Source organism: Yersinia vastinensis (assembly GCF_044905075.1).
Classification (GTDB): domain Bacteria; phylum Pseudomonadota; class Gammaproteobacteria; order Enterobacterales; family Enterobacteriaceae; genus Yersinia; species Yersinia vastinensis.
Window position 1 is genome coordinate 1,789,274 of the sequence record NZ_CP173260.1, and the last position, 12,117, is coordinate 1,801,390.

Below are 12,117 nucleotides of genomic sequence, written 5' to 3' on the forward strand. Positions count from 1 at the left end.
TCATCAATGACAGACAATACTGCTTTGGTTTCAGCAGCTTTACTTAATATTAGCTACAAATTTGTTGATTATCTGCCTGTGTTCCATTGGTGATCACACATCACCTTTGTCTCAGTGCCGTTGATGGAATTGGTAATAGCGCCCTTTGTTCTGCAACAAGCTTTGATGATCACCTTGCTCAACGATTTTTCCACCATCCATCACGCAGATTCGATCCATATACTCCAGACCGTGTAAGCGATGAGTTACAATGATTAGGCTTTTTTCCTGACAATGCTGACGCAATAGCGACAAAATCTGTTGCTCGGTTTCCGCATCCAAACCTTCAGTTGGCTCGTCAAGTAGTAAAAGTGGCGCTGGATGGAGCAGTGCACGGGCAATACCTAGCCTCCGCTGTTCACCACCAGACAATGGACGTCCGCCATCACCCATCCAGGCATTTAGCCCCTCGCTGTTATCCAGCAAGTTCGCTAAACCAACTTGCTGCAATACCACCTTTAGTTGCGCATCAGACGCATCTGGGCAGGCCAGTAGTAGGTTTTCGCGCAAGGTGCTGCTGAATATATGCACCCGTTGACTGACCACCGTCATCATCCGACGCAATGTAGCTTCATCATAGCTGGCTAAAGGTTTCCCATTCAGTGTGATTTTGCCCTTATTGGCATCCCAAGCCCGTGTTAATAGCTGTAATAATGTGGACTTGCCGCAACCCGTACGGCCTAATAGTGCAATATGCTCTCCTGCGGTCACTGACAGCGATATGTTCTGTAAAACAGCTAAGGGTTGCTGTGGATAGGTAAAACTCAACCCTGTCACTTCTAGCGCCACCTGTGAGCCTGGCTCAGGGCCACGAGTAGGGAATGTCACTTCCGGTTTTTGTTCCATTAACTGACCAACACGAGTTGCGGAGGCAATGACTTGCCCCAAGTGTTGGAACGCGCCCGCTACGGGTAGTAGAGCTTCAAATGCCGCTAAAGAAGTAAAGACAAATAAGGCCAGCAATGCATCTGGTTGGCTATTTCCACCGATCCCTGCCGCAGCCAACCATAACATCAGTGTTACTGTCAGACCTGAGGCCAGAATCATTAATGCTTGTGCTAAACCTGCCAGAGAAGCCTGCTGCTTTTGGCGGCCCATCCAACGTTGTTCAATATCTTCTAATGAAACACGAAAGCGATGTAATGCACCAAAAACTAACAACTCAGCCTGACCCTGTAGCCACGAGGTCAGTTGTGAACGATAAAGCCCGCGTAAATCAGTCAAATCGTGGCCAATAGGCCGACCTGCACGATAGAAAACCAGCGGAACTAACAATAATAACCCAAGAAGAATGGTACCCAGAGTCAGGGCCAGATTGACATCCAGATAACTCAGACCAAAAGTCACAGCAGCGATGATGACAATGGCGGCAACCAGCGGTGATATCACCCGTAGATAGAGATGATCGAGTGTATCAACATCGGCGACTAAGCGATTCAGTAGCTCACTTTGGCGAAAACGAGCAATACCGGCAGGGGATAGCGGTAGGATCTTCTGGAATGCAAATACCCGTAGATGCGCCAATACACGGAATGTGGCGTCATGGCTGACAACTCGCTCGGCATAGCGGCCCGCAGTGCGAGTTATTGCAGCCCCACGCACGCCAGCTGCTGGTAGTAGATAGTTAAACGTATATAACCCTGCGGGACCTGCAATGGCTGTTCCCGCTAGAAACCAACCCGATAGCGTGAGTAAACCTATACTGGCGAGCAGGGTAATAATAGCCAGCACTATACCCAGACAAATCAGGAACCAATGACGACGATACAGCGCCAAAAAAGGAAGAAGTACGCGCATAATTAAAGCTCCTCACTGCGATGGGACAACAGATTGGCAAACGAACCGGCAGATTGACTTAAACTGGAGTAATCACCTTGTTGAACCAAAAGGCCACTATCCATGACCCAGATTTGATCATATCCCACTGTATCTTCCAACTGATGGGTGACCAACAGCGTGGTTTGCTGGCGTGAAGCTTCCTCTAATGCTTTCATGACCAATTGTTCACTGTGGGCATCCAGACTGGCAGTAGGTTCGTCCAGTAACAATAAACGGCATGGATTGAGCAGTGCTCTGGCAACGGCAACCCGTTGGGCTTGCCCAACAGAAAGTCGAGCAGAGTGGTCGCCTACTTCCGTATCCAATCCTTGCGGCAATTCATTGAGAAACTCATTGATGTACGCACGTTCAACCGCTGACTGTAATTGACGGCTATCAGCATCAGGCTGGCCCAGCAAAATATTGGTCATTAGCGTTTGTTCAGGTAAGTGCGGGTTTTGGCCGACCCAACTCAATTGGTTTCGCCAAGCTTGTGGATTCAGTTCGCGTAGTTCTACTCCGTTGACTTTTAGCGAGCCACGGTAGGGTAAAAAACCCAGAAGCAGATTTAGTAATGAGCTTTTGCCGGCGCCACTTAGGCCAACAATAGCAACGCGCTTGCCCGCAGGTAGAGAGAAGGTGAGTGGCCCGGCCAAATGAGCACCTGTTGGTGCCAATATCTCTAATTCATCAGCTTCAAGAGCGATGGCATCGGTGCCATTTAGCACTTTGTCACCTTGGCCGATAGCTTCGCTCTCACTGCTCAAAAACGTCACTAGGGATTCAGCAGCCCCAACGGCTTGTGCTTTAGCATGATAAAACGTGCCTAAATCTCGCAAAGGCTGGAAGAATTCAGGCGCTAATATCAGTACCAGAAAACCGGCAAACAGAGTCACGCCAAGACCATAACTACCGAAATTCAATTCCCCCAAATAAGAAAAACCAAAATAAACGGCGACGACAGCAATGGATATGGCGGCGAAAAACTCCAAGACGGCGGAGGAGAGGAATGCCATCCGCAACACTTCCATCGTACGACGACGGAAATCTTCTGAAGAGTCACGGATTTGATCGGTTTCTGCTTTAGCGCGGTTAAATAGTCGCAGAGTGTCTAAGCCACGTAAGCGGTCAAGGAAGTTGCCACTTAGGCGAGCCAGTGCGACAAAGTTACGTCGGTTGGCATCTGCCGCGCCCATACCGACCAGCGCCATAAATAGTGGGATCAGGGGGGCGGTGACAAATAAGATTAAACCTGCTGCCCAGTTAATTGGGAAGACAGCGATCAGAATGAGCACTGGAATAAAAACAGCTAAATACATCTGCGGCAGATAGCGAGAATAGTAATCTTGCATATCTTCAATTTGTTCCAAAATAATTGTCGCCCAGCTGCCAGCGGGTTTGCCTTTAACCCAAGCAGGGCCGAGTTGTTCTAAGCGGTCTAGTACTATTTTGCGGATTTGTTGCCGCACTTTCATGCCACAAATAAACCCTACTCGTTCGCGTAACCAACTGATCACGGCACGTACGGCAAAAGTTCCTGCCAGCATCCCAAAATCGGCAGTTAATGCCGCACGGGGTACTTTGTCAATAATCAAAGATTGTAGCAAGGTGGCGAGTAACCATGCTTGGGCGATGATCAATAACCCGCTGAAGAGGCCAAGTAACATGGACAGGCGGAGCCAACGTTGCGCGGGGGCGCTTTGTCTTTTCAGCCAACGAATCAACTCATACTGTCGTGTTTTATTCATCGGGCAATTTTTTCTGCACAGAGTACTGGAAAATATCAAAAAGTGTTTGTCACCATTGAAGGTGGTACACCAGCGAGGGGCAATATTACCTCGTCATGTCATGAGGTGAAACCATAATGGTCGTGATAGTTGCCGCATTAGCGAATATCAATAATTTGCTGTTTTTCATTGACATGAGCACGTACAAAAATAAAGGGTAAAAACAGAAAGTAAAACGGGCAGCTCACATATCTGTCAGCTGCCCGCTTGTATTTGGCTAAACAGTGATGCCAATAGTGTTATTTATCGTTGACTAACCCATCCAGATAGCGCTCGGCATCTAGTGCGGCCATACAGCCTGTCCCAGCAGAGGTGATGGCCTGACGGTAAATATGGTCCATGACATCGCCAGCAGCGAAGACCCCTGGAATAGAGGTCTGTGTAGCATTACCTTGAATGCCGGACTGCACTTTGATGTAGCCATTTTCCAGTGCTAATTGATCGCCAAAAATAGCAGTATTAGGGCTATGGCCAATCGCAATGAACACACCGGCAACCGCCAACTCTTCGGTCTCGTTACCTTTGGTTGATTTCAAACGCACACCGGTTACACCCATTTCATCACCCAGCACTTCATCTAACGTACGGTCAGTGTGCAGTACGATGTTACCGTTTTTTACTTTTTCCATTAGACGGTCAATCAGAATTTTTTCTGAACGGAAGCTATCACGACGGTGAATTAGATGAACTTCAGCAGCGATATTTGCCAAATACAGAGCTTCTTCAACGGCGGTATTACCCCCACCAACAACGGCTACTTTCTGGTTACGGTAGAAGAAACCATCACAAGTTGCGCAGGCGGAAACCCCTTTCCCTTTGAACGCTTCCTCTGATTCCATGCCCAAATAGCGTGCAGATGCACCTGTTGCAATAATCAGTGCATCACAGGTGTATTCCGCGCCATCACCAAACAGGCGGAATGGGCGATTTTGCAAGTCAACTTTGTTGATATGGTCGAATACGATTTCTGTATCGAATTTTTCTGCATGCGCATGCATCCGTTCCATCAGTGCTGGACCAGTAAGACCTTCAGGATCACCCGGCCAGTTTTCTACGTCGGTGGTGGTGGTCAATTGACCGCCTTTCTCCATTCCGGTAATCAATACAGGTTTCAGATTGGCGCGTGCTGCATAAACAGCTGCGGTATAACCCGCAGGGCCAGAACCTAAAATAATCAATTTGCTATGTTTAGCCGTGCTCATGAATACCTCTTTCCCACAATGGCGGATAATGTTAGCGATTGTAGGGAAAATTGATCATTAAAAAAAGCAGACAAAAATGTTGTTAGCGATTTGTTTAATAGGTAATGCCTATTTAATAAACTAAATGTATTAAGAATCGGCAGTTAGCCAGTAAAAGAATTAGAGTGGGTCCCAAATTCGACCAAAATTGATTTTTACGTTATGGGTAAAAAAGGACTAAAAGCCCTTAACCCCATAAAAGATGTGGCTTGCAAGCCAATAGAACCTTAAAACACTCGGAATTACGATCTGTCTAATTGCACCATTTTATAGCAAATAAACGGTGAAAAAATAGGTTGGGGGAGGGGACTGCGATTTTAATTCTGGCACGTTCCACTGATTTAACTTCTTTTACTTTGACAATCGGCTGTGCATTTGCGAAAACATCATAGGAAGAAGAAATTATCTGCGCGCCATAGTTTCAGATTTGGTGTCAGTGATGCCAAGCGAAAACCCTGGAATGTTTTCGATTAATACTGGATGGCATGTGGAGTATATTCACGAATAACTGCAGGGGGATTTTTTGCAGTTGGTTGTGATGCGCTATCTCTTCCTCAACGCTAATAATCATCGAGTACCTCGCATACAGTTGGACAGACAGGGTGTGAGATAACAACGTATTGATATATTTGCATAAAACAGGCTGCGGGTCGTTGTTTGCAGCATGCTCTGAATTTATTGACGTTAGAGTATGTCGCAGACTCAAGGAAATTAAGAGAGACTATAAGATGATAGATAATAAAAAACGCCCGGGGAAAGAGCTTGATCGTATAGATCGTAACATCCTGAATGAATTACAAAAGGATGGGCGCATTTCTAACGTCGAGCTTTCAAAACGAGTAGGGTTGTCACCAACACCATGTTTGGAACGGGTTCGCCGCTTAGAGCGTCAGGGCTTCATTCATGGCTACACCGCACTGCTTAATCCACAGTATTTGGATGCATCATTGCTGGTTATCGTTGAGATTACTCTGAATCGTGGCGCTCCGGATGTGTTTGAGCAATTTAACGTCGCTGTAAAAAATCTTGAGGAAATTCAAGAGTGTCACCTGGTTTCCGGTGATTTCGACTATTTGTTGAAAACCCGAGTACCTGATATGTCTGCTTACCGTAAATTACTCGGTGAGACCTTGCTTCGCCTACCGGGCGTTAACGACACCCGTACCTACGTGGTCATGGAAGAAGTGAAGCAGAGTAACCGTTTAGTTATTCAAACGCGGTAAACAGGCAGGTGCAAAACCTGAGTAATTTGGTTACACTCCTGTTTATTCATACAGTTTCAACGCCGGGAGGGTTCTCGGCGTTGTCACTCATACTAATCAACAGGAACCTGGAGAGCCTTTCTTGAGCCAGGAATATACAGAAGATAAAGAAGTTACTCTGAAAAAACTCAGCAGCGGGCGCCGCTTGCTTGAAGCTGTTTTGATTGTAGTAACGCTATTGGCAGCCTACCTGATGGCCGCGCTGCTCAGTTTTAATCCTTCGGACCCGAGTTGGTCCCAAACCTCATGGCACGAACCAATCCATAACCTTGGTGGGAGTGTGGGTGCCTGGATGGCTGATACGCTATTCTTCACTTTTGGCGTTCTGGCTTACGCCATTCCTGCCATTATGGTGATGTTGTGTTGGGCGGCATTCCGCCAGCGTGATACCAGTGAACATGTCGATTACTTTGCGCTTTCATTACGTCTAATCGGTACATTGGCGTTGATCTTAACGTCATGCGGATTGGCGGCATTAAATATTGATGATCTTTATTACTTTGCCTCAGGTGGAGTCATCGGCAGTTTATTCAGTAATGCGATGCTGCCTTGGTTCAACGGTGTTGGTGCGACGCTGACGTTGCTCTGTATTTGGGCTGTTGGTTTGACACTCTTCACTGGTTGGTCATGGTTGGTTATTGCTGAAAAAATTGGCGGGGTAGTTTTAGGGTCATTGACCTTTATGACAAATCGCTCACGTCGTGAAGAACGCTACGACGATGAGGATGATTATCCAGCTGATGAAGCCAATACTGCAGAACAAAATACGGATGCAGTATCGAATAAAACCGTGGCGGCAGGTGTGGCGTCAACAGTACTGGCTGCAAATCCTGCTCTGGCAGATGATGATGACGTTTTATTCTCAGCTCCGTCGGTTACAGACAAATTGGCTGATACACAGCCGATTGATGGTGGCGCGCCGGCCAAAATTGAAGATAATTATGATCCTTTATTGAGTTCATTACGTGCGACTGATCATGGTGACCTACCTCCTCTGTCTGCGGCATCTACAGAGGGGCCAGTTGAGCCAGTTATCAGCACTAGCGTGGGGCATAGTCATAATACAGTGCCAGCGACTGATAATGAGATACCGACACCACCACTCTATTCTTTTGAAATTCCAGCAGAAGCGATATCTCCAGTACCCACCCATGTTGCACCAGCAGAGCGTCTGGAGCCACAACTGGGGGAATGGGATAAGCCTGCAAGTTCTACCAGCCATTCACCATTTGATTTTTCAGCGGCACAACGGCATAGCGATCAGGTAGAAAGTACACCTCATATTAATCCAGGGCTGGCTACTGATGATGAGCTAACCTCCTTAGGATCAATAAATCGTCCTGTGTCTACCTCTGAAATCGTGGCGGCAAGTGCTGCTGCCGCGACATTTATGCCCGCATTTACGGCAACCAGTGATAGCAGTTCTCAGATTAAACAAGGCATAGGACCTGAGTTGCCTCGGCCTAATCCTGTTCGTATTCCAACGCGACGTGAACTGGCATCCTACGGTATAAAATTGCCATCTCAACGGATGGCCGAGCAGGAACAGCGTGAACAGCGCGAAGAGGGTACTCAAAATCCGTCTTCAGTTACTGGTTCTCAATTTGATGCAGGTGTTGTATCTGAAGATGATGATGCATTGCAGCAGGCAATCTTACGCAAAGCCTTTGCAGAACAACAATCTGAGCGCTATGGGCAAGTTTCAGACTCGGGCGTTAACACGGTCTCAGCACCTGAACCTGAAGATGAACAAGCGTTGCAAGAAGCAGCATTGCGTGAGGCTTTTGCTGCACAACAGCAACATCGTTATGACGCTATTCATAGCGGAAATAACAGCGCTCAAAGTACGGTAATTGAAAATACGCAAGCTGAAGAGATGCAGTTGGTTGATACGAATAGTGCTTTCACTTTTTCACCAGTGGCTGATCTTGTGGATGATAGCCCGCGTGAGCCACTGTTTACGCTTTCGCCTTATGTTGAGGAAGCCACGTCGCCAGCAGCAACTCAAGGCGCTTTTGCACCTCATGATGTTAAGCAGGCGCCCGCCTACCAGTCGTCAGCAGGGCATCAATCTCATTCAGGACAATCAATACCGGCTCAGTCGACTGCACCAGTACAGCCGGTTTCACCAGTACAACCCGCACCAGCGATGGATAGTTTGATTCATCCATTCCTGATGCGTAATGACCAACCGTTGATTAAACCTACGACGCCATTGCCTACTCTTGATCTTCTTTCTTCTCCTCCAGCGGAGGAAGAGCCAGTCGATATGTTCGCATTGGAGCAAACTGCTCGTTTGGTTGAGGCGCGGTTAGGAGATTATCGGGTAAAAGCCGAAGTCGTTGGCATTTCTCCGGGGCCAGTTATTACCCGTTTTGAGCTGGATTTGGCACCAGGTGTTAAAGCTTCGCGCATTTCTAACCTGTCCCGCGATTTAGCACGTTCTCTATCTGCTATTGCCGTACGAGTAGTCGAAGTTATTCCGGGTAAACCTTATGTTGGCCTTGAACTGCCAAACAAACACCGTCAGACCGTGTACCTACGCGAAGTGCTGGATTGCGCCAAATTCCGCGATAACCCTTCACCTTTAGCTATCGTGTTAGGCAAAGATATTGCCGGGCAACCTGTGGTAGCCGATCTGGCTAAAATGCCTCATTTGCTAGTGGCGGGTACGACTGGCTCTGGGAAATCGGTTGGGGTGAACGCCATGATCCTCAGCATCTTGTATAAAGCCACCCCAGACGATGTGCGCTTTATCATGATTGACCCGAAAATGCTGGAACTGTCTGTGTATGAGGGTATTCCTCATCTGTTAACCGAAGTTGTAACAGATATGAAGGATGCGGCGAATGCATTGCGCTGGTGTGTCGGTGAAATGGAACGGCGCTATAAACTGATGTCTGCATTGGGCGTACGTAATCTTGCGGGATATAACGAACGAGTTGCTCAAGCTGAAGCGATGGGGCGGCCAATTCCAGACCCATTCTGGAAGCCATCCGATAGTATGGATATCTCTCCGCCAATGTTGGTAAAACTGCCTTACATCGTAGTGATGGTGGATGAGTTTGCTGACTTGATGATGACAGTGGGCAAAAAAGTTGAAGAGCTTATTGCGCGTTTGGCGCAGAAAGCTCGTGCTGCTGGTATTCATCTGGTATTGGCAACTCAGCGTCCATCAGTAGACGTCATTACGGGATTGATTAAAGCTAATATTCCGACCCGTATTGCCTTCACCGTGTCCAGTAAAATTGACTCACGGACTATCCTCGATCAAGGCGGCGCCGAGTCACTACTGGGAATGGGGGATATGCTCTATATGGCACCTAACTCGTCGATTCCAGTGCGTGTCCATGGTGCCTTTGTCCGGGATCAGGAAGTTCATGCCGTAGTTAATGATTGGAAAGCGCGCGGTCGTCCTCAATATATCGAAAGTATTCTCAGTGGGGGGGATGAGGGCGAAGGCGGTAGCCTTGGGCTGGATAGCGATGAAGAGTTGGATCCACTATTTGACCAAGCCGTCAGTTTTGTACTGGAGAAACGCCGTGCGTCTATCTCTGGCGTTCAGCGCCAATTCCGTATCGGTTACAACCGTGCTGCACGTATCATTGAGCAGATGGAGGCTCAACAGATTGTGAGTACGCCGGGTCATAATGGTAATCGTGAGGTTCTGGCGCCACCGCCACATGAGTAATATCTGGTTTTGAAGCAGTGAACATAAACAGGGCCGCTTTGCGGCCCTTGTGCAAAGAAGCGTAAACCCCGTATTTATCAGATTAATATGCTAACGCGAAAGCAATGCTTCAGCTAAAGTGCATAGGTCTGTCGAAATAGGTTTGTAGTATGTATTCAGTTTGCTCGCCATAGACTTAAATGGCGCATAGCGTGAGAATATACTTGCTTACTGAATTCGCCTTTGTGGCAGCCCTGTAAGGGGGCAATGAATCTTATAAGGTATGTAGAATAATGAAAAAACTGCTTGTTGCTTGCTGTCTGTTGTCGGGTTTAATTTCGGGTTCGGTTCTGGCCGATGCCAGTACCGATTTGCAAAGTCGCTTGAGCAAAGTGAACAGTTTCCATGCTAATTTCTCACAGAATGTCACCAGCGCAGATGGTACTGCGGTACAAGAAGGTGAGGGAGAGTTGTGGGTAAAACGACCAAATCTGTTTAACTGGCACATGACGTCTCCAGACGAGAGCGTCCTGATTTCTGATGGTGAAACACTGTGGTTCTACAACCCGTTTGTTGAGCAGGCGACGGCGACTTGGCTGAAAAATGCGACAGGAAATACACCTTTCATGCTGATCACCCGCAATAACCCGGATGATTGGAAGCAATACAATGTGAAACAGAAAGGTGATGATTTCGAACTGACGCCAAAGAGTGCTAGCGGCAATCTCAAGCAATTTGCTATCACGGTGACACCAACAGGCACCATCAAAAGTTTTACGGCGGTTGAACAAGACGGGCAACGCAGTGCGTATACACTAAAAGGTCAGCAAAACAGTTCAGCGGATGCCAGCAAATTTAAATTTACCCTACCAAAAGGCGTGACGCTGGACGACCAGCGGCAGTGAGGTTTGCGTGAGTAATATGTCCCTCGACTTTTCCCAGAATGAGTTTCAGCCACTGGCCGCGCGTATGCGGCCTTTGACGCTAGAACAATATATTGGTCAGCAACATTTGCTGGCCCCGGGTAAACCGTTACCGCGGGCAATCGTTGCCGGGCAATTACACTCGATGATCCTCTGGGGGCCGCCAGGAACCGGCAAAACGACATTGGCCGAAATTATTGGTCGTTACGGTCAGGCAGATGTTGAGCGTATTTCTGCGGTGACCTCCGGTATTAAAGAAATTCGTGAAGCGATTGAACGTGCACGGCAAAATCGGGATGCGGGTCGGCGAACTATTTTGTTTGTCGATGAAGTCCATCGCTTCAATAAAAGCCAGCAAGATGCCTTTTTACCCCACATTGAAGACGGCACTATCACCTTTATTGGTGCCACCACGGAAAACCCTTCGTTTGAACTGAACTCGGCTTTACTCTCCAGAGCGCGAGTCTATTTACTCAAAGCATTAACTGCCGCCGATATCGAAAAGGTTATCGATCAGGCAATGTCCGATAGCAGCCGTGGTTATGGCGGACAAAATATAAAGTTACCCGCTGAAACTCGCCGTATGATGTCTGAACTGGTGGGAGGGGATGCTCGCCGAGCATTAAACAGCCTTGAGATGATGGCAGATATGGCAGAAATAGATGCCAATGGGGTGCGAGTGTTAACCCCTGATTTGCTAAAAGAGGTTTCTGGTGAGCGTAGTGCCCGCTTTGATAATAAAGGTGATCGGTATTACGATCTTATCTCGGCAGTGCACAAATCTATTCGTGGTTCAGCCCCGGACGCGGCCCTATATTGGTATGCGCGCATTATCACAGCCGGTGGTGACCCACTCTATGTTGCGCGACGTTTGTTGGCGATTGCTTCGGAAGATATTGGCAATGCAGACCCTCGTGCTATGCAAGTGGCTATCTCTGCTTGGGATTGTTTTACTCGTGTCGGTCCGGCAGAAGGTGAACGAGCAATTGCTCAAGCGATTGTTTATCTGGCGTGTGCGCCGAAAAGTAACGCTGTTTATACCGCATTTAAAGCAGCCATGCAGGATGCGCGTGATAAACCTGACTTCGATGTGCCAGAACATCTGCGCAATGCCCCAACTAAGTTAATGAAAGAAATGGGTCTGGGTGCCGAGTACCGTTATGCCCATGATGAACAGCACGCTTATGCTGCGGGTGAGAACTACTTCCCTCCAGAAATGGCTGCCACTCGCTACTACTTACCGTCATCCCGAGGTCTGGAAGGTAAAATTGGTGAAAAGCTGGCATGGTTGGCTGAACAGGATCAAAATAGCCCGATAAAACGCTACCGCTAGCCTTGCTGTTGCGGTAAGGTTAGCGCTATAAGTACTTTGTAAGC

The 12,117-nt window shown here is 47.8% G+C and carries 7 protein-coding genes; 4 read left to right on the plus strand and 3 right to left on the minus strand.

What is annotated here, in order from left to right; translation table 11 throughout:
• Positions 1-111: 111 nt before the first annotated feature.
• The 3 genes from cydC to trxB form a co-directional block, all read right to left on the minus strand.
• Complete coding sequence (cydC, locus tag ACIOG0_RS08320) at positions 112-1,836, minus strand: heme ABC transporter ATP-binding protein/permease CydC (protein WP_128450875.1); 1,725 nt, start codon at positions 1,834-1,836, stop codon at positions 112-114.
• A 2-nt stretch (positions 1,837-1,838) separates the two neighbouring features.
• Entirely contained in the window at positions 1,839-3,605 is a 1,767-nt protein-coding gene (gene cydD, locus ACIOG0_RS08325) for a heme ABC transporter permease/ATP-binding protein CydD (RefSeq protein ID WP_050097104.1), read from the minus strand.
• A 278-nt stretch (positions 3,606-3,883) separates the two neighbouring features.
• On the minus strand, positions 3,884-4,846 hold the full coding sequence (gene trxB / locus ACIOG0_RS08330; RefSeq protein WP_050139709.1) for a thioredoxin-disulfide reductase: 963 nt from the start codon (positions 4,844-4,846) through the stop codon (positions 3,884-3,886).
• Between the two features lie 767 nt (positions 4,847-5,613).
• On the opposite strand from trxB, the gene lrp reads away from it, so the two are divergent.
• The 4 genes from lrp (at position 5,614) to ACIOG0_RS08350 (ending at position 12,073) form a co-directional block, all read left to right on the plus strand.
• Positions 5,614-6,108, plus strand: a complete 495-nt coding sequence (gene lrp / locus ACIOG0_RS08335; RefSeq protein WP_050097106.1) for a leucine-responsive transcriptional regulator Lrp — start codon at positions 5,614-5,616, stop codon at positions 6,106-6,108.
• 121 nt (positions 6,109-6,229) lie between these two features.
• Complete coding sequence (locus tag ACIOG0_RS08340) at positions 6,230-9,838, plus strand: DNA translocase FtsK (RefSeq protein ID WP_050097107.1); 3,609 nt, start codon at positions 6,230-6,232, stop codon at positions 9,836-9,838.
• A 272-nt stretch (positions 9,839-10,110) separates the two neighbouring features.
• Entirely contained in the window at positions 10,111-10,722 is a 612-nt protein-coding gene (gene lolA / locus ACIOG0_RS08345) for an outer membrane lipoprotein chaperone LolA (protein WP_050097108.1), read from the plus strand.
• Between the two features lie 7 nt (positions 10,723-10,729).
• Positions 10,730-12,073 carry a replication-associated recombination protein A gene (locus ACIOG0_RS08350; protein WP_050097109.1) on the plus strand — a complete coding sequence of 448 codons (1,344 nt, stop codon included), beginning with the start codon at positions 10,730-10,732 and terminating at the stop codon, positions 12,071-12,073.
• Positions 12,074-12,117: the final 44 nt, after the last annotated feature.